Genomic DNA, 22954 nt, shown 5'->3' with positions numbered 1-22954 from the left:
CCGACGGCCGCATCGTCGACGAACTCCACCACCCCACCGCCGACACCGTCCTGGACCGCATGCGCCGCTTCGACGCCAAGGGCCGCACCAGCTGACACCCGGCCAGCCGGCCCCACGCCCTCGAACCTCTCCAGGACACCTCATGTATCGCACCGCACTGCGCAATGTGCTGGCCCACAAGGGCCGACTGCTGATGACGGCACTGGCCGTCATGCTCGGCACGGCGTTCGTCGCCGGCACCATGGTCTTCTCCGACACCTTCGGCAAGGCCATGCGGGACAGCAACTCCAAGAGCTACTCGGACGTCTCGGTCCAGGTGGTGGACCGCGCGGCCGGCTCCGGGGCCACCGCCCGGCAGAAGAGCGAGAGCGGCTCCGCGGCGCTCACCGACGCCACCGTCCAGCAGCTGGCCGCGCTGCCCGGCACCGCCGACGCCCGCGGGGTGGTCAGCGGCTTCACCGGGGTGGCCGACAAGAAGGGCAACCTGATCGGCCAGTTCTGGGCCGCCAAGGGCGCCAACTTCGCCCCGGGCCAGGACGGCAAGGACGCCCGCTACCCGATGGCCGAGGGCCAGGGCCCGACGAACGCCAAGGAGGTCGCCCTCGACCGCAGGACCGCCGACAAGGCGGGCTACAAGGTCGGCGACACCGTCCGGGTGGCCGCCAACGGCCCGGTCGTCGAGGCCCGGCTCACCGGTGTCTTCACCACCGACGACCCGGTGGTGAACACCGGCGGCACCCTCACCCTGTTCGACAAGGCCACCGCCCAGCAGCTGCTGCTGGAGCCCGGCCGCTACAGCAGCGTCGTGCTCACCGCCAAGCCCGGCACCGGCGAGGACGCGCTGCTCGCCCAGGCCCAGCCCAAGGTGCCGGCCGGCGACCAGTTCGACGTCGAGACCGGCGCCACGCTGAAGGCCGACGAGCAGGCCCAGATCACCAGGGGCACCGACAGCATGCGCACCATGCTGCTGGTCTTCGCCGGCATCTCGCTGTTCGTCGGCATCTTCATCATCGCCAACACCTTCACCATGCTGGTCGCCCAGCGCACCAAGGAGCTGGCGCTGCTGCGGGCGATCGGCGCCAGCCGCAAGCAGGTGACCCGCTCGGTGCTGGTCGAGGCGCTGCTGATCGGCGTCATCTCGGCGGTGGCCGGTCTGCTGGCCGGCATCGGGATCGGCGCCGGGTTGCAGTCCCTGATGGGCACGCTGAACGAGAACATGCCGAGCGGCTCGCTGGTGATCGCGCCGACCACCGTCCTGGTGACCCTGCTGGTCGGCGTCCTGGTGACGGTCCTGTCGGCCCTGCTGCCGGCCGTGCGCGCCGCCCGGATCGCCCCGGTGGCCGCGATGAGCAGCGGCGACCAGCCGACCAGTCAGAAGAGCCTGGTGGTCCGCAACACCATCGGCTCGCTGTTCGCGGCCGGCGGCCTCGCGCTGATCGGCTTCGGCGCCTCCACCGGTGACGACTCCGGCCGCATGCCGGTGGGTCTGGGCGCCTTCCTGGCCCTGATCGGCGTGTTCGTCCTGCTGCCGCTGCTCTCCCGCCCGGTGGTCGCCCTGGTCGGCCCGCTGCTGCGCGGCCTGGGCGGCACCCCCGGCAAGCTCGCCCAGCAGAACGCGGTGCGCAACCCGCGCCGCACCGCGGCCACCGCCGCCGCGCTCACCATCGGCCTGACCCTGGTCAGCGGCCTGACGGTGATCGGCACCTCGGTCGGCGACACCATCGACCGGGCCGTCACCAGCTCGATGAAGGCCGACTACATCGTCTCGGCCGCCAACGGCATGAGCCTGTCCCCGCAGGTGCCCGACCAGATCGCCAAGAGCTCCGGGGTCGCGGCCTCCTCGCCGATGACCTCCGCCTCCTGGAAGCTCGACGGCACCCGCCGGGACGTCACCGGCCTGAACCCGGACGGCTTCGAGCAGCTGGTCGACATCAAGCTGACCAGCGGTTCGGCCGCCGCCCTCGGCAAGGGCCAGCTGCTGGTGGACCAGGACGTCGCGACCAAGTCCAAGGTCACCACCGGCTCGACGATGACCGTGACCTACCCGGACAAGTCCACCGGTCAGCTCACCGTCGGCGGCGTGTACGAGAAGGGCGGCATGCTGGGCCCGGTCCTGCTGGCCAACGGCGAGATCGCCAAGCACGAGCCCCAGCCGTACGTCTCCGACGTCCTGGTCAAGGGCAAGGACGGCGCCACCGACGGCCTCAAGCAGTCGCTCAAGGACGCCACCGGCGCCAACCCGGTGATCGAGGTGAAGTCCAAGCAGGACGTCCGGAACGACTTCAGCCAGACCATCACCTTCGCGCTGAACATGATGTACGGCCTGCTGGCGATGTCCGTGCTGGTCGCGATCCTGGGCGTGATCAACACGCTGGCCATGTCGGTCTTCGAGCGCAAGCGCGAGATCGGGATGCTGCGGGCGATCGGCCTGGACCGGCGCGGCATCAAGCGGATGGTCCGGCTGGAGTCGGTGGTGATCTCGCTCTTCGGCGCCGGGATCGGCCTGCTGCTCGGCTGCTTCATCGCCTGGGCGATCAACGGGACGCTCAAGTCCAGCCTGAGTGGGCTGACCACCGTCCTGCCGTACGGCCAGCTGGCGCTGTTCCTGGTGCTGGCCGGGCTGGTCGGCCTGGTCGCCGCGCTCTGGCCGGCCCGCCGGGCGTCCAAGCTGGACATCCTGTCGAGCATCAAGACCGACTGACGCCCCGTCCGTCCGCCCCGCCCCCGGTCGCACCCGCGGCCCGGGGCGGCGGCGCGGGCACGGGGTGGGCCCCGGACACAGCGAGAGCCCCTGCCGGAGTTCCGGCAGGGGCTCTGCTACTGCTGTACTCCGCCCGGTCGCACGGCCGGCTGAGCACCACGGAGGTCGTGGTCCGGCGACACTGCCGGGCGGAGGGCCTCCGACTCATACCCCGGCGCTCCCACACCGGGGTCCAGTCGCTTACTTGCTGGCGAGCTCCTTGTCGGCGGCCGGCTTGGCGGCCTCGACGGGCTTGGTGGGCGGCGTGACCTCCTGGATCGGGAGCTGCGGGTTCTCCATCTGGGAGAGGCCCACGGCTTCGCGCTTCAGGAACATCGCGAGGGTCCAGTCGGTGAAGACGCGGACCTTGCGGTTGACGGTCGGGACCATCGCGCCGTGGTACAGGCGGTGGAACCACCAGGCCGGACGGCCCTTCAGCTTGTACTTGCCGAAGAGGATCGCCACGCCCTTGTGCAGGCCGAGACCGGCGACCGCGCCCAGGTTCTTGTGCTTGTACTCCTTCTGCGGGAAGCCCCGCATGCCGGAGATGACGTTGTCACCGAGGACGACGGCCTGACGGCAGGCGTGCTGCGCGTTCGGCGGGCACCAGGCGCCCTCGCCGGCGGCGAGGTCCGGCACCTGGGCGTTGTCGCCCGCGGACCAGACGTAGTCGAAGCCCTGGACCTGGAGGGTCGGCGCGGTGTCGACGTGGCCGCGCGGGCCCAGCGGGAGGCCGAAGTTGGCCAGCACCGGGTTCGGCTTGACGCCGGCCGTCCACACGATGGTGGAGGCGTCCATCTCCATGCCGTTCTTCAGCATGACGTGGCCGTCGATGCAGGAGTCCATCGAGGTCTCGATGTAGACCTCGATGTTGCGCTCCTCGAGCTTCTCCTTGGTCCACAGACCGAGGTCCGGGCCCATCTCGGGGAGGATGCGGTTGGCCGCCTCGACCACGACGAAGCGCATGTCGTCGCGGCTGACGGTCTTGTACAGCTTGGCCGCGTCGCGAGCCATGTCCTCGATCTCGGCGACCGTCTCGATGCCGGCGAAGCCGCCGCCGATGACGACGAAGGTCAGGGCCTTGCGGCGGACCTCCTCGTCCGAGGTGGACTCGGCCTTGTCGAGCTGGGCCATGACGTGGTTCCGGAGGCCGATGGCCTCCTCGACCGTCTTCATGCCGATGCCGTTCTCCGCCAGACCCGGGATCGGGAAGGTGCGGGAGACCGAGCCGGTCGCGACGACCAGGTACTCGAAGGGCAGCTCGTAGCTGTCGCCGGCCGCCGGCTGGATGGTGGCGACCTTGCGGGCGTGGTCGATGCCGGTGACGGACCCGGTCAGCACCTCCGCCTGCTTGAGGGTCTTGCGCAGCGGCGCGACGAGGTTGCGAGGCGCGACGTTGCCGCCGGCCGCCTCGGGGAGGAAGGGCAGGTACGTCATGTACGACCGCGGGTCCACGACCGTGACGGTCGCTTCGCCGTAACGCATCTTCTTGAGGATGCGCATCGCGGCATACAGGCCGACGTAACCACCGCCGACAATGAGGATGCGAGGACGCTCCGTGGTGCTCATATCCGAAAGTATCCAGCACCGTCCGGAGGAGCCTTCGTGAGCCCGGTCACAAGCTCATGGACACCCCGTGCTACACTCCGCGCCCACAAAAACGACACCGGCGCACCGGCTCACGGGCCCCGGCAGTCCCTCGTGAACGTGCGCCGGAGCACCACCCGGCTGAGCAGCAACGATCCGTACAGCGCCCGGGTTCCCGCTTGTGATTTCGATTTTCAAACCCTGAACGAGGCCTGACCTGCGATCCAAGGGGCCGCGCGACCGACCGGCCTTCGGTCTCACAATTCGGGCGTAGCGGGCCCCGGGGTGCGACGAATGACTGGATCGCCATGTGAAGAAATTCACGAAGGTTCTCGCCCGGGCCCGGGCGCGCCCCGGCCCCGGCGCCCCGGAAGGGGCGGCGGGGCCGGTGACGTAAGGCCTGCGGGCCGTCAGGAGGCCGTACTCCAGGCGATGCCGTCCAGGATGTCGTGCTCGCTCACGACCACCTCGGCGGCGCCGGTGCGCTCCATGATCTCCAGCAGCTCCAGCGCGCCCGCCGCGATCACGTCCACCCGGCCCGGGTGCATCGACGGGATCGCCGCGCGCTCCGCGTGGGTGGCGGCCAGCAGCTCCCGGGCGATGTCCGCGACCCGCTCGCGGCTGATCCGCGAGTGGTGGATCCGCGCCGAGTCGTAGGCGGGCAGGTCCTGGGCGATCGCGGACACCGTGGTGACCGTCCCGGCCAGGCCCACCAGGGTGGCCGCACCGGTCAGCGGGACGACCTCCTCGGCCTTGTCCAGCTCGGCCCGCACGTGCGCCCGGGCCTCCTCGACCTGCTCCGCGGAGGGCAGCTCGGCCCCGGCGAAGTGCCGCTCGGTCAGCCGCACGCAGCCGATGTCGACCGAGCGCGCCGCCTCCACCTCGGCCGCGCCGAGCACGAACTCGGTGGAGCCGCCGCCGAGGTCGAAGACCAGGTAGGGGGCGGGGAACTGGCCGCCGGTCAGCTCCTTGGTGGCGCCCACGAAGGACAGGTGGGCCTCCTCCTCGCCGCTCACCACCTCCGGCTCGACGCCCAGGATCTCGCGCACGCCCTTGACGTACTCGTCGCTGTTCTCGGCGTCCCGGGAGGCGCTGGTGGCGACGAAGCGGGTGCGCTCCGGGCCGACGCCGAAGCCCGCGATGATCTCCCGGTACTCCCGGCAGGCCGCGAAGGTGCGCTCCAGCGCGTCCGGGTGGAGGCGGCCGGTCCGGTCCACGCCCTGGCCCAGCCGGTTGATGATCATCCGGCGGTCGAGGTCGGTGATCTCGCCGGTCTCCGGGTCGAGGTCCGCGACCAGCAGCCGGATCGAGTTGGTGCCGCAGTCGATCGCGGCCACACGGGTCATGCTCACTCGGACTCCTGCTCCGCCGCGCCGGCTTCCGAGGCCGCGGCCTCGGCGGCGCGCTTCTTGGCGGCCCGCTCGGCGGTCTTCTGCTGCTTGGCCTCGATCACGGCCTCGTGGTCCTGCTCCTTGGCCCGGTTGCGCAGGACCCGCTCACCGGCCGCCTCGACCTCGGCCGGGGAGACGCACGGGCCCTTGGCCCACCAGTCCTCCAGCATGCCGATCGCCTCGTCGCCGAGCGGGTTGACGCCCTCGCCGGCCGCCAGTGAGTGGCCGACCAGCACGTGCAGGCACTTCACCCGGTCCGGCATGCCGCCGGCGCTCGGGAAGCCCTCCAGCACCTCGATCGCGTCGCGCCGGGCGATGTAGTCCTCGTGCGCCTTCTGGTAGGCGGCGGCCAGCTCCGGGTCCTCGGCGAGGCGGGCGGTCTGGTCCTTCATCACGCCCTCGGCCTCCAGGGTGCCGATCAGCGAGGCGGCCTTGGGGCAGGTCAGGTAGTACAGCGTCGGGAACGGCGTGCCGTCCGGCAGCCGGGGGGCCGTCTCCACGACGTCGGGGTTGCCACAGGGGCAGCGGTGCGCCACACCGCGCAGGCCGCGCGGCACCCGGCCGAGCTGGGCGGCGATGGCCGCGACGTCGGCGTCGGAGACGGCGGGGTGGTTCTCAGTGGTCATGGGGGGTGGGGTCTCCAACGGAGGACGGGGGGAGCGGACGGGGGGCGGCGGGGGCCAGCGCGACGGTGTCGGCGGCGTCCACCGAGTCCCAGATGCTGGTGTACCAGGGCTTGGCGGCCTTCGCCTGGCCGGCCGCCGCCTCGGCGGAGGGGGTCGCGGAGCCGCCCGGGGCGGCGGGTCGGGCGGCCGCACCGGACGGGTCCACCGCGATGTACGGGGTCTCCCCCGGCACCGCGTAGTGCAGCCGGGAGCGGGCCTGCGCCTTGACGTACTCCGGATCCTGCCAGCGGGCCTTGTCCCGGCGCAGCTGGTCGACCTGCTGGCGCACGTGGTCGGCCTTCACCCGCTGGGCGGAGATCTCGGCGCGCTGGGAGATGAACTGCCGGGTCGGGTAGGCCAGGATCGCGACCAGCGAGCAGAGCACCAGGACGAGGACGGTCGCCCGGCTCGTGAACCGAGGCCGGGCCGCCAAGCCCGGGATCCTCCAGCCAGCCATCTCCCGTATCCCCTCCTGGTCGCGACGGTGCCCCGCCGCCCACCCTACGGGGTGTGCGCCGGGGCACCGGTCAGGCGTGCGCTACCGGGGACCTTCGGCCCCCTGGTCTCCGGCCTCGGAGTCCCAGGCCTCGAACCCTCGGGCCTCGGAGTCCCAGGCCTCGGACTTGCCGTGCTTACTGGTCCGCGGAGCGGAACCGCGGGAAGGCGCCGCGGCCGGCGTACTCGGCGGCGTCGTCGAGGATCTCCTCGATGCGCAGCAGCTGGTTGTACTTGGCGACGCGCTCGGAGCGGGCCGGGGCACCGGTCTTGATCTGGCCGCAGTTGGTGGCGACGGCCAGGTCGGCGATGGTGACGTCCTCGGTCTCGCCGGAGCGGTGCGACATCATGCAGCGGTAGCCGTTGCGCTGGGCCAGCTCGACGGCGTCCAGGGTCTCGGTCAGCGAGCCGATCTGGTTCACCTTCACCAGCAGGGCGTTGGCGGTGCCGGTCTCGATGCCCTTGGCCAGACGGGCCGGGTTGGTGACGAACAGGTCGTCGCCGACCAGCTGGACCTTGTCGCCCAGCTTGACGGTCATGGCCTTCCAGCCCTCCCAGTCCGACTCGTCCAGCGGGTCCTCGATGGAGACCAGCGGGTAGGCGGCGACCAGCTCGGCGTAGTACTCGATGAGCTCGGCGGCCGACAGGGCCTTGCCCTCGAACTGGTAGGCGCCGTCCTGGTAGAACTCGGAGGCGGCGACGTCCAGGGCCAGCGCGATGTCACGCCCGGGCACGTAGCCGGCCTTCTGGATGGCCTCGGTGATGAGGTCCAGGGCCTCGCGGTTGCTGTCCAGGTTCGGCGCGAAGCCGCCCTCGTCGCCGAGGCCGGTGGACAGGCCGCGCTCCTTCAGCACGCCCTTGAGGGTGTGGTAGACCTCGACGCCCCAGCGGACGGCCTCGGAGAAGGACTCCGCGCCGATCGGGGCGATCATGAACTCCTGGATGTCGACGTTGGAGTCCGCGTGGGAGCCACCGTTGAGGATGTTCATCATCGGGACCGGCAGGACGTGCGCGTTCGGGCCGCCCAGGTAGCGGAACAGCGGCAGGTCGCTGGCCTCGGAGGCGGCGTGCGCGACGGCCAGCGAGACGCCCAGGATGGCGTTGGCGCCGAGCGAGGACTTGTCCGGGGTGGCGTCCAGGTCGAGCATGGCCTGGTCGATCAGGCGCTGCTCGGTGGCGTCGTAGCCGACCAGCTCCGGGCCGATCTGCTCGATGACGGCCAGGACGGCCTTCTCCACGCCCTTGCCGAAGTAGCGGTTCTTGTCACCGTCGCGCAGCTCCAGCGCCTCGAAGGCGCCGGTCGAGGCGCCCGACGGAACAGCGGCACGACCCGTGCTGCCGTCGTCGAGGCCGACCTCGACCTCGACCGTGGGGTTGCCGCGGGAGTCGAGGATTTCGCGGGCTACGACGACATCGATGGACGGCACGAAGCATCTCCTTGCGGAAGCAGGGTCCGGCTGACGGTGGTGCCGGTCGGCCGGAGGATTGCGGAGTCGTTACGACCAGAGCCTAACCGCCCGGGCTCCCGGGACCACGTCGACCTCGACTCCGTCTCAGCGTGTGGCCCCGCTACCCACCGGTAGTTCACCTGCCCGACCCGACGTGTCCCACCATCACGGACGAACGCGGACGAAGGGGGCCGCCGGGCGCGGCCCCCTCCTCCGTTCGACTTCCGGAGCCGTGCGGAACGGCTCAGCCGAGGTGCAGCACCTGGCCGGGCAGGATCAGGTTCGGGTCGCCGCCGACCGTGCCGCGGTTGCCGTCGTACAGCGCCTGCCAGCCGCCGGACACGCCCTGGGCGGCGGCGATCGTCGACAGCGTGTCGCCGGAGCGGACGGTGTAGTCGTGGCCGGTCTGGGCGGACGGGGCCTGGGCGGCGCGCGGGGCGGCGTGCTTCGGCGTGTACTGCTGCACCGGCTGCTCGGCGGGCCGCTCGGCCTGCTTCGGCGCGGCGTGCTTCGGGGCGTACTGCTGGACGGGCTTCGCGGCGGGCTTGGCGGCCTGCGACTTGGCGGCCTGGGGCTGGGCCTTCTGCTTCGGCGCGGACTGCGGCTTGGCGTCCGAGGAGGTGTCCACGGCCGCCGGGGCGCCGCCCTTGCTCAGGCCGGCCTTGACGGAGCAGACCGGCCAGGCACCCGGGCCCTGCGAGGCGAGCACCTTCTCGGCGACCGAGATCTGCTGCGCCCGGCTGGCCTGGTTGGCCTGCGCCGCGTACGCGGTGCCGCCGTACGCCTTCCAGGTGCTGGGGGTGAACTGCAGGCCGCCGGAGAAGCCGTTGCCGGTGTTGATGCTCCAGTTGCCGCCGCTCTCGCACTGGGCGACGGAGTCCCAGGCGGAGGCCGGGGCGGCGGAGGCTCCGGTGGCGGTGAGGAGCGGCAGCGCGAGTCCGACGCCGGCCACACCGGCGACGGCGATGGCCTTCTCGGCCTGGGTGCGACGACGATGACGGCCAGTTCCAACGAGCAGCATGAAGGTCCCTCTCCGCACGCCTGCGAGGTGAGCTGTCGGGTTCGGACCGGGAGGTGGCCCGGCCGCCGTCGACGGAAACGATTCCGCTCGGGCGGCTTCACCCCAAGCCGTGGGGAGACGGCAACAAACCTGGGTCCCCCGCCCCTGCCCAGGGTCTGGTCGATTTCCCGTCGCGCGGCGGGCAGGATTCGGCGTTCCGCGCACGGGGTCCGCAGCTGCGAACTCCAGGGAGACTAGACAGATCCTCAGACCAATCACAAGCTCATATCACCGATATCACACAAGAATTACGGCGCGTGCTCGATCGCCTACCAACAGCGGGGCTTTGTCCGGTTTGATGCGCGTTCACACCGCCACTGCAGCCCGCTCGACGACGTCCCGTCAGCGTGTCGGGGCCTCAGGACGGGTGTGCGGGGAGCGGGCCTCCGGGCTGAATTCGACCGGAAGTTCGCGCAATCCGCGCATGATCAGGCCACCTCGCCAGCGCAGGTCCTCCGGGCTCCCGGCCAGCCGCAGATCGGGCAGCCGGGAGAGCAGCGTGGCCAGCGCGGCCCGCCCCTCCAGCCGGGCCAGCGGGGCGCCGATGCAGTAGTGGATGCCGTGCCCGAACCCCAGGTGGGGATTGTCGCTCCGGGCCAGGTCGAGGGTGTTCTCGTCGGCGAACCGGGCCGGGTCGCGGTCCGCCGCCGCCAACACCACCAGCACCGGGTCGCCGACCGGGATGTCCACCCCGCCGATGGTCAGCGGCCGGGTCGCGAACCGCCAGGTCGCCAGCTCCACCGGCCCGTCGTAGCGCAGGAGTTCCTCGATCCCGGTCTCCAGCAGCCCGGTCTCGCCCCGGGCCACCGACTCCTGCAGCAGGCGGCGCTGCTCCGGGTTGCGCAGCAGCGCGTAGGTGCCGTTGCCGATCAGGTTCACGGTGGTCTCGAAGCCCGCGAAGAGGAGGATGAACGCCATCGCGGCGGCCTCGTTCTCGGTGAGGTGCTCGCCGTGGTCGCTCGCCCGGATCAGCCCGGAGATCAGGTCGTCGCCGAGGTCCGCCCGCTTGCGGTGGATCAGCTCCAGCAGGTACGCCCGCATCCGCCTCACCGCCCGCCCCACACCGCCGCGTTGGCCGCCGCCTTGCCCCGGCTTCGTGTGTCGCAGCATCATCCCGGCCCAGTCCCGGAAGTCGTCCTGGTCCTCGGCCGGCACGCCCAGCATGTCGCAGATCGCGTAGATGGGGAGCGGGAAGGCGAACTCGTGGATCAGGTCCGCCGATCCGCGCTGGGCGAAGCCGTCGATCAGCCGGTCGGTCAACTGCTGCACCCGCGGCTCGAACTCGGCCACCCGGCGCGGGGTGAACGCCTTCGACACCAGGCGGCGCAGCCGGGTGTGGTCCGGCGGGTCGATGTTCAGCAGGTGGGTCATCAGGTCCGCCTGCCGCTCCCCCGGGATGCCCACCCGGCCGGTGCGGTGCGCCTGCTCGCTGTGGTGCGCCGGGTTCTTCGACAGCCGGCCGTCCGCCAGCGCCTGCCGGGCGTCCGCGTACCTGGTCACCAGCCAGGCCTCCACGCCGCTCGGCAGGGTGGTGCGGTGCACCGGGGCGTGCTCGCGCAGCCAGGCGTAGGCGGGGTACGGGTCGGCGGCGAACTCCCAGGTGAAGAGCTCCGGGGCGGGCTGCGGTTCGGGCTGGGCGGCGGGCCGGGGGCCCTCGGGCTGAGCTGGCATGCGTCGACCGTAACCGCTGGACCGGACCGGGCCGGACGGGCGCCTGGGCGGCCACCGGGAAGTCACCGGTTCGTCCGTCGCCGGCGAGCGGCGGGTGAGCGGTGCGCGAGCGGCGGGTGAGCGGTGCGCGAGGGACGGGTGAGCGGTGCGCGACGGGTGCGGGAGGGGTGCACCAACACTCCGTGGACGGCCCGTGGACGGTCAGTGGACAGCCCTTGGACAGCTCTTGGCCCGGTGGCAGGCGTGAGCCTGGTCACCTGCGGGGTAATCCCTGTTGCGGAGGGTCAGGACGTGCCTACGATCCTCCGCAGTACGCGTGGGCGCCGGTGCGGTGTCGCCCACAGGGAGGAGCAGGCCATGCGGGTCAGCGGAGCAGTCGTCGTCATCGCGGTGCTCGACGGCGGTTCAGGAGCCGACCTCGCCCGCGGGTTCACCGCGGCCGGCGCCGCCGGGATGCTGATCGCCGACCAGCACGCCGGAGTCGCCGAGGACCTCGCCGCCGAACTCGACCGGCCCGGCTGCCCGGTGGTCGGCGTCGGCGGTGACATCCGCCGGCCCAGCGACGTCGCCGCCCTGGTCGACACCGCCGAGAAGCACCTCGGGCCGATCGACCTCTTCTGCGTCGCCGGCCCCAAGGGCGAGCGGATCGTCTCCCTCGCCGACCTGCCCGACCACCTCGACCTGGAGCGGCTCGCCGAACTGGTCGCCCTGGTCGGCGAGGCCATCGGCGAGGTCGTGCCGCCGCAGCGGCGCCCCGCCGAACACACCACCGGGCACACCGCAACGGCGGCCTGAACGACCGCTCCGGCCCGTCCGGACAGGCCGGACAGGCCGGACAGGCCGGACAGGCCGGACAGGGCCTACTCCGGCTTGAGCCCCTCGGCCGCGCGCACCGCGTCCCGGTAGCCGCGCGCGGCCGAGCGCAGCGCCGCGTCCACGTCCACCCCCGCGTCGTGCGCCCGCTGCGCCACCGCCAGCAGCAGCCGGCCCGCCGACTCCGCGGTCAGCTCCTCCGGCAGCCGGTACGGCTCGTCCGGCACCTCGGTGAAGCCCGCCCGGCGCACCCGGGACACCAGCTTCGCCGCGTACGCCAGCGCCGGCAGCCCGGCCGGCACGCCGTCCAGGACGGACTCCCGGTCCGCCTTCTCGGCCGCCTTCAGCTGCTCCCAGTTCGCCTCCACCTCGGCGGCGCCGTCGGCTTCGACGTCCCCGAACACGTGCGGGTGCCGGTACACCAGCTTCTCTACAATGTCCCCGGCCACGTCGTCCACGGTGAACGGCTCGGTCGGGTGCTCCTCGGCGATCCGGGCGTGGAAGAACACCTGCAGCAGGACGTCGCCCAACTCCTCGCGCAGCGCGTCCCGGTCCCCCTCCTCGATCGCCTCGACCAGCTCGTAGGCCTCCTCGACCAGGTACTTCACCAGGCTCTCGTGGGTCTGCTCGGCGTCCCACGGGCAGCCGCCCGGCGAGCGCAGCCGGTCCATCACCGAGGCGAGGTCCAGCAGCCGCGCCCCCGGCAGGTCGTACGAGCCCGGCAGCACCTCGATCTCCGGCACCTCCCCGGCGTGCTCGACCGCGAGACGGGCCAGCGCGTCCGTCAGCCCCGGATCCCCGTCCGGGCCGCCCAGCCACACCGTCGGCCCCGCCCCGACCGGCTGCCCGGTCAGCAACCGCGCCAGCGCCGGGGCCGAACCGGCCGGCACCACCTCGACCACCACCCCGGCCTGCCGCACCGCCGCCACCTGCGGATGCCCCTCGTCCGCCACCAGCACCCGCCCGGCCGACCGCAGGGCCTCCCAGGCCGGCCACGCCAGCAACCCGGGGGCCACCCGGTGGGTGGTGGTCAGCAGGATCAACTTCGCGCCCGCGGCGTTCGTCGGCACACCATTCGTCGTCACACCTCGAACCTACCCGCCCCACCCCACCCCGATCCGACCCACGGACGCACCCGCCGGCTTCCTGCTCCCCGGCCCGGGACGTCGGACCGCCCGAGCGGAACGGCGGCCCCGGGCGGAGCCCGGGACCGCCGTACGTCATCGACCGGCCGGTGCTACTTCTTCGCCCCCGCCAGGTCGTCGAACATGGCCGACAGGAACTCGGTGCACCAGGCCAGCAGTTCCCGCCCGACCAGCGGCTTGCCGCCGATCCGGCCGGTGCTCGGCCGGGGCACCAGCAGCTGCTGGGCCGCCGCCTTGACCTGGCTGCGCGGGTAGAGCCGGTTCAGCCGCAGCTGCTGGGACTCGCGCAGCTCCACCGGGCCGAAGCGGACGTTCGTGCCCTGCAGGGTGATGTCCGAGATCCCGCACCGCCGGGCGTACAGCCGCAGCGCGGCGACCATCAGCAGGTTCTCCACCGGCTCCGGCAGCTTGCCGTAGCGGTCCACGAGTTCGTCCCGGACCTGCTGGACGTCCGCCTCCGAGTTGACCGCCGCGATCGAGCGGTAGGCCTGCAGCCGCAGCCGCTCGCCGGGCGCGTAGTCGTGCGGCACGTGGGCGTCGACCGGCAGCTCGATCTTCACCTCCAGCGGCTCCTCCTCCGGCTCGCCGCCGCCCGCCAGCGACTCGCGGAACTCGGCCACCGCCTCGCCGACCATCCGCATGTAGAGGTCGAAGCCGACCCCCGCGATGTGCCCGGACTGCTCGCCGCCGAGCAGGTTGCCGGCCCCGCGGATCTCCAGGTCCTTCATCGCGACGTACATGCCGGCGCCCATCTCGGTGTGCTGGGCGATGGTGGCCAGCCGCTCGTGGGCGGTCTCGGTGAGCGGCTTCTCCGGCGGGTACAGCATGTACGCGTAGCCGCGCTCGCGCCCGCGCCCGACCCGGCCGCGCAGCTGGTGCAGCTGGGAGAGGCCGAAGGTGTCGCCGCGCTCGACGATCAGGGTGTTGGCGTTGGAGATGTCGATGCCGGACTCCACGATCGTGGTCGACACCAGGACGTCGAACTCCTTCTCCCAGAAGTCGACGACGACCTTCTCCAGCTGGGTCTCCCCCATCTGCCCGTGCGCGGTGGCGATCCGCGCCTCGGGCACCAGGTCCTTGAGCCGGGCGGCCGCCTTGTCGATCGACTCGACCCGGTTGTGGATGTAGAACACCTGGCCCTCGCGCAGGAGTTCGCGCCGGATCGCGGCCGAGATCTGCTTCTCGTCGTACGGCCCGACGAAGGTCAGCACCGGGTGCCGCTCCTCCGGCGGGGTGGTGATGGTGGACATCTCGCGGATGCCGGTGACGGCCATCTCCAGGGTGCGCGGGATCGGCGTCGCGGACATGGTGAGCACGTCCACGTTGGCGCGCAGCTTCTTCAGCTGCTCCTTGTGCTCGACGCCGAAGCGCTGCTCCTCGTCGACGATGACCAGGCCGAGGTCCTTGAACCTGGTCTCGGAGGAGAACAGCCGGTGGGTGCCGATGACGACGTCCACCGAGCCCTCGAACAGCCCCTCCAGGACGGCCTTGGCCTCCGTGTCGGTCTGGAAGCGGGACAGCGCCTTCACGGTGACCGGGAAGTTGGCGTACCGCTCGGCGAAGGTGGAGAAGTGCTGCTGCACCAGCAGCGTGGTCGGCACCAGCACCGCCACCTGCTTGCCGTCCTGCACCGCCTTGAACGCGGCCCGCACCGCGATCTCGGTCTTGCCGTAGCCGACGTCGCCGCAGATCAGCCGGTCCATCGGGACGGACTTCTCCATGTCCGACTTGACCTCGGCGATGGTGGTCAGCTGGTCCGGCGTCTCCGCGTACGGGAAGGCGTCCTCCAGCTCGCGCTGCCACGGGGTGTCCGGGCCGAAGGTGTGGCCGGGCGCGGCCATCCGGGCCGAGTACAGCTTGATCAGGTCGGCGGCGATCTCCTTGACCGCCTTCTTGGCCCGCTGCTTGGTCTTCGCCCAGTCCGCGCCGCCGAGCCGGTGCAGCGTCGGGGCCTCGCCGCCGACGTACTTGGTGACCTGGTCGAGCTGGTCGGTCGGCACGAACAGCCGGTCGCCGGGGTGGCCGCGCTTGGCGGGGGCGTACTCCAGCACCAGGTACTCGCGGGTGGCGCCCTGGACGGTGCGCTGCACCATCTCGACGTACCGGCCGACGCCGTGCGCCTCGTGCACCACGTAGTCGCCGGTCGCCAGGGCCAGCGGGTCGATCGCGTTGCGGCGCCGGGACGGCATCCGGCGCATGTCCTTGGTGGAGGACCTCTGGCCGGACAGGTCGGTCTCGGTGATGACGGTGAGCTTCAGCCCCTCGTCCACGAAGCCGTGCTCGATGGAGCCGCAGGAGACGTAGACGACGTCCCGGGTGGGCGCCTCTCCGAGGTCGGCGACCAGCCGGGCCGGGATGCCCTCGTTGCCGAGCACCTCCGCCAGCCGTGAGGCCGGTCCGTGGCCCTCCGTGACCATGACGACCCGCCAGTCGGCGGCTAGCCGGTCCTTGGCGTCGGCGATCGCCCGGGCGGTGTCGCCCCGGTAGGCCTCGACGGCGTGCATGCCGAGGGTCAGGGTGTTGGCATCGCCGTGCCAATCAGCGGCTCCGTCGCGGGCCAGGATGCCGTCGACCGTGGACTCGCTGGTCGCGAACGGGCTGACGGACCACCAGGCCAGTCCGATCTCGTCGGCGTGCTCGCGCACTTCGGCGAGCGAGCGCAGCGAGGCGGCGGAGACGTCGATGGTCTCCAGGTCGATCGGCAGGTCACCGCCGGCGGCCGCGGCGACCCAGGAGGCGTGCAGGAACTCCTGGCTGGTGGCCACCAGGTCGGCGGCACGGGTCCGCACCCGCTCCGGGTCGCAGACCACCGCGACCGAGCCGAGCGGCAGCACGTCGAGCAGCAGCTCCATGTCGTCGACCAGCACCGGGGCCAGCGACTCCATGCCCTCGACCGCGATGCCCTCGGCGATCTTGTCCAGGATCTCGGCCAACCCGGGCTGCCGGACGGCCAGTTCGGCGGCCCGGGCGCGCACCTCGTCGGTCAGCAGCAGCTCCCGGCAGGGCGGCGCCCACAGGCCGTGCTCGGCGATCTCCAGCGAGCGCTGGTCGGCGACCTTGAAGTAGCGGATCTCCTCGACCTCGTCGCCCCAGAACTCCACCCGCAGCGGATGCTCCTCGGTCGGCGGGAAGACGTCCAGGATGCCGCCGCGGACGGCGAACTCGCCGCGCTTCTCGACCAGTTCGACCCGCGCGTAGGCGGCTGCGGCGAGCCGGCGGGCCACCTCCCCCAGGTCGTGCGACTCACCGCGCCGGACGGCCACCGGCTCCAGCTCGGCCAGCCCCTTGACCTGCGGCTGGAGCACCGACCGGACCGGGGCGACGATCACCTGCACCGGGCCGGCCGCCGGATCGTCCGCCCGCGGGTGGACGATCCGGCGCAGCACGGCCAGCCGGCGGCCGACGGTGTCCGAGCGGGGCGACAGCCGCTCGTGCGGCAGGGTCTCCCAGGCCGGGTACTCGGCGACCGCGTCGGCGGGCAGCAGCGAGCGCAGCGAGGCGGCCAGGTCCTCCGCCTCCCGGCCGGTGGCGGTGACGGCCAGCACCGGGCGGCCCCGGTCGCCGGCGGCCTGCCCGGCCAGTGCGCGGGCCAGCGCGGCGATGGCGAACGGCCGGGCGGCGGGCGGGCCGACCAGGTCCAGGTGGCGGCGGCTGCCGGCCGCGGCTCCGGTGGCGGTGGCCGCCTCGATCGCCTCGGCGAGCGCCGCATCCCGCGCGACGACATCGAGCAGTCCGGTCAGGCTCATCTGCGGTCTCTTCTTCGTCCCGTGGCTGGTGCTGCCTCCGGGCGGCTAGTAGCCCGCCGGGGCAACGCGAACGGCCCGGCGCGCCGAGCGGCCGGGGGTCTCCAGCCTACGCCGCGGCACGGACGGGCACGCGGTCTACGAGCCGGGCGGCGCCGCGCCGCCCGGCGGCCGGACCGGGCGGGGACGAACCGGTGGCCGCGACCTCCGTGCTGTCAGGGACACGACCGCAGACGGAACACCGGACGGGCCGGTGGACGGGGCCGGTGGACGGACCAGGGGACAGACCGGTGGACGGACCGGCCGGACACCGGTCCGGAGGGGCTCCGCCATCCGCCACGAACTGGACATACTCCTGTCACTGGCCGTCCATGGAGATCGCGCACCATGGTGAACGTGCCCGCCGCACCCAACCGTGGGGGATGGCTGTGGCGGCACTGTCGCACCCCCGATGGGGGTCGGAGGTGCGAGGCCGGGCGACCCTGGGTGGGGGCGCCCGCCCAAGCGCCGGGAACCGTGGCGCCCTTTCCTGGAGGGCGCCACGGGTCTCGGCCTCAGCCGTTTCCGCGCCCGCGCGGACGCCGACCGCAACGCGGAGGCCCCGACCGCCCCCAGCGGGAGGCGGTCAGGGCCCAGGGCGCGGAGCTCACCGCGCCGATCGCGGGCGGGAGCCGGCGCTGACGGCTAACGGCGGCGGTAGGACACCGTGTTGGGGGCCGCGTAGCCGGCGCCGTCGTCCACGATGACGATCTTCGGGATGATCCGGGTCTCCTCGGCGCCCTCGGCGCCAGCCGCGTCGGCCACGCCCTCCGCACCGTCCCGCTCGGCCACCGGCTCGGGCGGCGCGGTCGGCTTCGGCGGCACCACGGCCGGGGCCACCGGCCCGGTCGCCACCGGCTCTGCGGCGGCCCTGGCACCGCTCCCGGCGCCGCCGACCACCGGCTGGCGCAGCACCGCCGTGGACTTCTGCTGCCCCGGGGCCTTCACCACCGGTTCGGCGGCCACGGCCACGGCCTTGCGCAGGTTCGGCAGCGGGATCTCCCCGGTGTCCGCCTCCGAGTCGACCGGCACCGCATCGGCCACCGCGTCCGCCGGACCAGCCACCGGACCAGCCACCGGAGCGTCCGGACCGCCCGCCGCGGCGCCGTCCACCGCATCGCCGTCCGTCGCACCGCCGTCCGTCGCACCGCCGTCCACCGGGCCGCCGTCCACCGGGCCGCCGTCCACCGGACCGGCCACCGCCGCATCGGCGGCGGCCTCGGCCGCGGCGAGCCCGGCGAAGTCCGGCGGCTCGATCTGCCCGACCGCCGCACCGGTGAGCGAGGCCAGGGTGGCCTTGATGTGGTCCAGGTGCTGCTGGACGGTCTCCAGCCGGGCGTCGAACGCGCGCTGCTCGCGCTCGCTCTCCGCGTTGATCTTCTCGGCCTCCCGGCGGGCCTGCTCGACCAGCTGGTCGGCCTTGGCCTGGGCGTCGGTCTCCAGCTGCTTGATCCGGTTCAGCACGGTCTCCCGGTGCTGCTCCGCCTCCTTGACCCGGCGCTCGGCCGTCGCGGAGACCTCGGCGTCCTCGGCGTCGGCCTTGGCCTGGGCCTCGGCGAAGGCCTCGTCGGCCTTGCGGCGCTTGGTGGCCAGCTCCGCCTCGGCGTGCTCGCCGGCCTCGGCGGCGGCCACCCGCACCTTGGCGGCGTAGGCGGTGGCCGCGTCCCGGACGGCGCGGCACTCCCGGTCGGCCTCGGAGCGGATGCTCTCGGCCTCGGCGCGGGTGCGCTCCTCGGTGCGGCGGGCGGCCGCGTCGGCCTCGGAGCGGGTGGTGGCGGCGTACTCCTTGGCCGCCTCGTGGAGCGCCTGCCCGGCGTCGTACACCTCGTCACGCAGGTCCTCGGCGAAGCGCTCGGCCTTCTCCTTGACCGCGCGGGCCTCGTTCCGGGCCATGTCGGCCAGTCCGGCGGCCTGCTCGCTGAGCACCTGGTAGTCCGGCTCCGGGGCCTCGTCGGCGGCGCGGCGGACGTCGGCCAGCCTGGTCTCCATCTGCCGGATGCCGGCGCCCAGGACGCTCAGGCGCTCCCAGGCCTCGTCACGTTGTGCGGTCAGGGCGACGAGCGCCCGGTCGACCTGGTCGGGCGCGTAGCCGCGCCGGGCCTGGGTGAAGCCGTACTGGGGGACGGCGTCGCTCATGGGCTCTTCCCCTCGTTTCGCGGGCTGCGGAGCCCATGATCGGACGGAACGAACGAATCCGGAACCGGTTGGAACACCGGGGCCGGATTCGGTCGTCGTGCGGACCGGAATATGTCGAGGACCGGACGAGTAGACCCATCCTCTTGACCTATTTTGCGCAGATCCGGACGAAACCCCAACGAGGCACGGCTGCCGGGGCATGCCGGAGGGGTCGTTCCGGACACCGGAACGACCCCTCCCCACCTGCGAGGATCCGCGACGGTCCGCTACAGCAGACCGTCCCAGAACTGCTCCAGCAGCACGGCCCACCAGGTGTCCGTGTTCTGCAGGGCCGCCGGGTCGATCGCGGCGAGCTCCGCCTGGAAGTCGGTCGTCCAGCGACCGGCCTGCTCCGGCGTCAGCCCGTACCGCAGCCGCCACATCCGGCCCAGCAGGGCCAGCGCGCGGACGAACTCCGGTACACCGCTGTTGACGAACCGCGGCGGCTGGCCGGTTCCGTCGACGTCCACCGCGACCACGTTCGCGGTGCCGTACTGGACGCACAGCTGGCGGCCGTAGTCGTTGCCGAGCACCAGGTAGCCGCCGAAGTCCGGGGCCACCGGCAGGCCGCGCTCGGCGGCCAGCTCGGCGAGGGTCGGGATCGGCCGGCCCTCCTGCGCCTGGGCCCAGAAGAACGGCCCGAAGTCGCGCGGCAGCCCGGCCCACGTCAGGGTCTGCGAGACCGGCTCGGGCACCCCCTGGCGGGAGACCGCGCGCTGCTCGTAGCGGAACAGGTTCTGCCCGAAGGCCGTCCCCACCTCCTGGGCGAGCTGCTGGGGCGGCAGCGGCGGCAGCGCCTGGACCGTCCCCGGCGCGGGCAGCGGGGCCCGGAACGGGCGGACCCGCTGGGCGCCGGAGGCCAGCTGGTGCAGCTCGTCCAGGTGGTCCAGCAGCTCGGCCATGCCGGCCTGCCGGGAGGCGTGGTCGCGGCCGTACGGGGCGGTGTGGGTCAGCCGCACGTTCGGCCAGGAGGCCGCGATCATGCGGTTGCAGTAGCCGCCGGGCAGGTCGCAGGACTCCAGCTCGGTGTACAGCTCCAGCACCTGCTCCGGCGGCACGTTCAGCCGCCGCAGGTCCTGGAGGATCTTCCACTCCGGGTGCGGGGTGCCGGGCTCGCTGCGGTGCAGCAGCTTCTGCTCCGAGCCGTCCGGGCCCCGGTAGCTGAGCGCGGCGAAGTAGCCCGGGCCGACCGCGGGCACCCCCGGCGGCACCGGCGCGCCCTGCGGCGGGCCGGTCACCTGCGCCGGCGGGACGACCCCGGGCGCGGCGCCCGCGTTCGGGTAGCCGTACCCGGCCGCCGGCGTGACCGGGGCCGCCGGACCGCCGGGCGGCGGCGGGACGGCGGGGCCGCCGGACGGCGGGGTGCCGGGGTCCGCCGGGCCGCCGAGCAGCGCCGGGTCGATCGCGCTCGCCAGCTGGGTCGCCTCGTACGCCACTCCGGCGGCGGCCGGGGCGGGCGCCGCCTGCGCGGCCGGGGCGTCACCCGCGCGCAGGCCCGCCGGGGGCGGGGGCGGCGGGGTCGAACCGGCCGCCCGGCCGCCCGGACCGGCGGCGGGCGCGCCGGAGCCCGGGGTCTGCCGCAGCTCGGCGGGCGGGGGCGGCGGCGGGGCCGAACCCGGAGCGCGGCCGAGGCCGCCCTGCGCCGGGGCACCGGCGCCCGGACCGGACGGACCACCGCGCAGCCCAGCGGGCGGAGGCGGCGGGGCCGAACCCGGGCCACGGCCGAGACCACCCTGGGCCGGGGCAGCGCCGGACGGCGGGGCGGCCGGGCCGGGGGCACCGGGCAGACCGGCCAGCCCACCGGGCGAGGCCAGCATGGTGGGCGCCTGCTCCACCGGGGCGCCGGGCGGGGTCGCCGGGGCACCGGGCAGGCCCATCAGGCCGGGCATGGCGTCCGGCGGCGCGAGCAGCGTCGGCGCCGGCTCGGCCACCGGGGCGGGCGCCGGGGCCTGGGCCGGCGGCCCGGCCGGCGGCGCGGTCGGGGGCTGGGTGCTCGGGGGTTGGGTGCTCGGAGGCTGGGTGCCGACCGGCGGGACCGGGGGCATGCCGTAGCCGCCGCTGCCCGGCGGCATCAGCATGGTCGCGGCCTCGGCCCCGGCCGGGGCGGGCGTGTCCGGCAGGTCGGAACCGGAGGTGCGCAGGCCCTCGGGCATCAGCACGGTGGCCGCCTCGGTGCCGACCGGGGCGACCGGCGGCTGCGGGACGGCCGGCGGCACCGGCGCGGCGGCGGGCGGCTGCGGGGCGGCGGCGGGCGGCTGCGGGGCGGCGTACGGATCGTCGCCCGGCGGCGGGGCCAGCATGGTCGGCGCGTCCCCGGCGGGCCGGTCGGAGACCGGCGGCGCGGTCAGCACGGCGGGCGCGGGCGGCACCGGCACCGGCGGCGCGGGCGGCACCTCGGCCGGAGCCGGCGCAGGGGCCGGAGCGACCGGGGCAGGGGCCGGAGCAGGGGCGGCCGCCGGAGCGGCGTTCGCGCCCCCCAGCTTCTCCGCCTCCGCGGCGATCGCCGCCGCCCCCGCCTCCTGCAGCCACTGCGGCGGGCTGAGCAGGAAGGAGGTGGCCTCCACCGGCCCCGGTGCGGGCTTCGCCGCCCCGGCCGGGTTGGCCGCGACCGGCCGCCCGTACACCTCCTCGTACTGCCGGACCACCTCGTTGACGGGCAGCGCGGGCCACAGCGTGCTGGCGCCCGAGTCCCGGGCGATCACCAGCCGTGCCCCGCCCGAGCCCGGTCCGCCGTCGGCGCCGGCGGCCGGGCCGCCCGCCGGGTCCGCGGGCGACACCGCCCAGCAGACGAAGCCGAGGTCGAACTCGCGGACCCGCACCTCGCGCTGCTGCGCGTGCGGCACTCCGCCGTTGATCCACTCCTCGGCGAGTTCCTGCGCCTGCGCGTACGTCACCACGCCCGGTTCACTCCTGTCCCCGTCGTCCCCACTCGTTGCCTCAACGCCGTTCCCGCGGTCATGTCAGTCCACCGCGACGGCCCGGGCGAACCCGCCGTCCACCATCAGCTCCGCGACCGTCTCCAGCTCCGGCGGGCTGCCGGCCAGCCGCAGCAGGAAGTCGTCGAAGTCGTCCCCGCAGGGCAGCAGCAGCCGGGCGCAGCGCTCCTCCGGGGCCTCCGGGCCGCCGGGGTCGCGGGCGTCGTCGTACAGGTGGAACCAGACCGAGCCGGTCCGCTCGCCGCGCACCTTGAGCGCGATGATGCCGCCCTGCGCGTAGGCGATGCCCAGGTAGTCCTTGGTGAGGTGGTCGCGCAGGCACTTGTTGGCGTAGACGACGTCCTCGGTGCCGTACTCCTCGGTGAGGGTCAGGAACGGCTGGTCGAGCAGCATGCCCAGCTCGGTGTCCAGCGCGACCCCGACCGGGCCGCGGCCGCCGCCCAGCTTGAGGAAGGTGCGGTAGGCGCCGGGCAGCCGGTAGCCGAGGCGCTCCTCGGCGCGCTGCACCAGGTCCTCGGAGACGCCGATCGGGTCGCCGCCGTCCTTGGCCAGCGAGAAGTGGACGGGCCGGCGCTCCTGCAGCGGGCGGGTGCCCCGGCGGGAGTGGTCGGCGGGCGAGGTGGCCAGGCCGCCGTGGTGCCGCAGCAGGGCCTTGACCTCGACCGGGACCAGCTCCATCCGGCGCCAGCCGGGGGCGGCCCGGCCGACCGCGTGGTGCCAGGTCCAGCCGGGCGGGGTGGCGACCGCGGTCTCCAGGTCGGCCCAGAGCGGGTGGCCCTGGGTGAACAGCGCCGCGTTGGCCGAGACGTAGTCGGTCAGCCGCAGTTCGTCCACGCCGAAGCCGTCCGGCGGGTCGGCGACCTCGGCCGCCGCGGCGGCGTACGGGCCGAAGTCCGGGTAGCCGGACTCGTCCACCTGGACCCCGGCCGGGTGCCGCTCCGCGCGGACCGGGTCCGGGAAGTGCACCACCTGACCTGCGTACGCCGCGTTCGGTGCGGCGGCGACGCCGGGCCGACCTGTCGTCATCTGGGAGCCCCCACTGGCTG

The 22954-nt window shown here is 73.7% G+C and carries 13 protein-coding genes, 2 pseudogenes and 1 riboswitch; of the genes and pseudogenes, 3 read left to right on the top strand and 12 right to left on the bottom strand.

Annotated elements, in window-relative coordinates; all coding sequences use genetic code 11:
• Both ACZ47G_RS18785 and ACZ47G_RS18780 read left to right on the top strand, forming a co-directional pair.
• Nucleotides 1-95: pseudogene (locus ACZ47G_RS18785) on the top strand (ABC transporter ATP-binding protein); the annotation flags it as partial.
• 47 nt (nt 96-142) lie between these two features.
• Entirely contained in the window at nt 143-2701 is a 2559-nt protein-coding gene (locus tag ACZ47G_RS18780) for an ABC transporter permease (protein ID WP_465743962.1), read from the top strand.
• Between the two features lie 240 nt (nt 2702-2941).
• On the opposite strand, the gene ACZ47G_RS18775 is transcribed toward ACZ47G_RS18780, so the two are convergent.
• The 7 genes and pseudogenes from ACZ47G_RS18775 to ACZ47G_RS18745 all read right to left on the bottom strand — a co-directional run bounded on the left by ACZ47G_RS18775 (nt 2942) and on the right by ACZ47G_RS18745 (nt 11057).
• Complete coding sequence (locus ACZ47G_RS18775) at nt 2942-4309, bottom strand: NAD(P)/FAD-dependent oxidoreductase (protein ID WP_380462460.1); 1368 nt, start codon at nt 4307-4309, stop codon at nt 2942-2944.
• A gap of 428 nt (nt 4310-4737) precedes the next feature.
• Complete coding sequence (locus ACZ47G_RS18770) at nt 4738-5673, bottom strand: Ppx/GppA phosphatase family protein (RefSeq protein ID WP_465743993.1); 936 nt, start codon at nt 5671-5673, stop codon at nt 4738-4740.
• A gap of 149 nt (nt 5674-5822) precedes the next feature.
• Nucleotides 5823-6362: pseudogene (locus tag ACZ47G_RS18765) on the bottom strand (DUF501 domain-containing protein); the annotation flags it as partial.
• Complete coding sequence (locus ACZ47G_RS18760) at nt 6334-6816, bottom strand: FtsB family cell division protein (protein WP_465743959.1); 483 nt, start codon at nt 6814-6816, stop codon at nt 6334-6336. The pseudogene ACZ47G_RS18765 and the gene ACZ47G_RS18760, both read right to left, overlap by 29 nt.
• Nucleotides 6817-7015: 199 nt before the next feature.
• A complete protein-coding gene (eno, locus tag ACZ47G_RS18755) occupies nt 7016-8305 on the bottom strand; it encodes a phosphopyruvate hydratase (protein WP_465743957.1) in 1290 nt (429 codons plus the stop codon).
• A 265-nt stretch (nt 8306-8570) separates the two neighbouring features.
• On the bottom strand, nt 8571-9347 hold the full coding sequence (locus ACZ47G_RS18750) for a transglycosylase family protein (RefSeq protein WP_465743955.1): 777 nt from the start codon (nt 9345-9347) through the stop codon (nt 8571-8573).
• A 1-nt stretch (nt 9348) separates the two neighbouring features.
• Nucleotides 9349-9518: riboswitch (cyclic di-AMP (ydaO/yuaA leader) on the bottom strand.
• Nucleotides 9519-9728: 210 nt separating this feature from the next.
• On the bottom strand, nt 9729-11057 hold the full coding sequence (locus ACZ47G_RS18745) for a cytochrome P450 family protein (protein ID WP_465743953.1): 1329 nt from the start codon (nt 11055-11057) through the stop codon (nt 9729-9731).
• A 357-nt stretch (nt 11058-11414) separates the two neighbouring features.
• On the opposite strand from ACZ47G_RS18745, the gene ACZ47G_RS18740 reads away from it, so the two are divergent.
• On the top strand, nt 11415-11852 hold the full coding sequence (locus ACZ47G_RS18740) for an SDR family NAD(P)-dependent oxidoreductase (RefSeq protein ID WP_465743951.1): 438 nt from the start codon (nt 11415-11417) through the stop codon (nt 11850-11852).
• Between the two features lie 65 nt (nt 11853-11917).
• Here ACZ47G_RS18740 and ACZ47G_RS18735 read toward each other — a convergent pair whose 3' ends face one another.
• From ACZ47G_RS18735 to ACZ47G_RS18715, 5 genes are all read right to left on the bottom strand, one after another.
• The gene (locus tag ACZ47G_RS18735) at nt 11918-12955 is read right to left on the bottom strand and encodes a nucleoside triphosphate pyrophosphohydrolase (RefSeq protein ID WP_465743949.1); all 1038 of its coding nucleotides are present in this window, start codon (nt 12953-12955) and stop codon (nt 11918-11920) included.
• Nucleotides 12956-13107: 152 nt separating this feature from the next.
• Complete coding sequence (gene mfd, locus ACZ47G_RS18730; protein ID WP_465743947.1) at nt 13108-16761, bottom strand: transcription-repair coupling factor; 3654 nt, start codon at nt 16759-16761, stop codon at nt 13108-13110.
• A 681-nt stretch (nt 16762-17442) separates the two neighbouring features.
• Nucleotides 17443-18933 carry a cell envelope integrity protein TolA gene (locus ACZ47G_RS18725; protein WP_465743945.1) on the bottom strand — a complete coding sequence of 497 codons (1491 nt, stop codon included), beginning with the start codon at nt 18931-18933 and terminating at the stop codon, nt 17443-17445.
• A 266-nt stretch (nt 18934-19199) separates the two neighbouring features.
• Complete coding sequence (locus tag ACZ47G_RS18720) at nt 19200-21869, bottom strand: SUKH-4 family immunity protein (RefSeq protein ID WP_465743943.1); 2670 nt, start codon at nt 21867-21869, stop codon at nt 19200-19202.
• 63 nt (nt 21870-21932) lie between these two features.
• Complete coding sequence (locus ACZ47G_RS18715) at nt 21933-22934, bottom strand: SMI1/KNR4 family protein (protein WP_380457252.1); 1002 nt, start codon at nt 22932-22934, stop codon at nt 21933-21935.
• Nucleotides 22935-22954: the final 20 nt, after the last annotated feature.

Source organism: Kitasatospora sp. NPDC030952 (assembly GCF_055571335.1).
The sequence above is the reverse complement of the archived record's forward strand: the minus strand, read 5'-3'. Positions and strand labels throughout refer to the sequence as shown.

Bases quoted from the DNA above. Each gene is read 5' to 3' on its own strand.
- ACZ47G_RS18780 (WP_465743962.1), top strand. From the start codon at position 143: ATGTATCGCACCGCACTGCGCAATGTGCTGGCCCACAAGGGCCGACTG.
- ACZ47G_RS18775 (WP_380462460.1), bottom strand. From the start codon at position 4,309: ATGAGCACCACGGAGCGTCCTCGCATCCTCATTGTCGGCGGTGGTTAC.
- ACZ47G_RS18770 (WP_465743993.1), bottom strand. From the start codon at position 5,673: ATGACCCGTGTGGCCGCGATCGACTGCGGCACCAACTCGATCCGGCTG.
- ACZ47G_RS18750 (WP_465743955.1), bottom strand. From the start codon at position 9,347: ATGCTGCTCGTTGGAACTGGCCGTCATCGTCGTCGCACCCAGGCCGAG.
- ACZ47G_RS18745 (WP_465743953.1), bottom strand. From the start codon at position 11,057: ATGCCAGCTCAGCCCGAGGGCCCCCGGCCCGCCGCCCAGCCCGAACCG.
- ACZ47G_RS18740 (WP_465743951.1), top strand. From the start codon at position 11,415: ATGCGGGTCAGCGGAGCAGTCGTCGTCATCGCGGTGCTCGACGGCGGT.
- mfd (WP_465743947.1), bottom strand. From the start codon at position 16,761: ATGAGCCTGACCGGACTGCTCGATGTCGTCGCGCGGGATGCGGCGCTC.
- ACZ47G_RS18725 (WP_465743945.1), bottom strand. From the start codon at position 18,933: ATGAGCGACGCCGTCCCCCAGTACGGCTTCACCCAGGCCCGGCGCGGC.
- ACZ47G_RS18715 (WP_380457252.1), bottom strand. From the start codon at position 22,934: ATGACGACAGGTCGGCCCGGCGTCGCCGCCGCACCGAACGCGGCGTAC.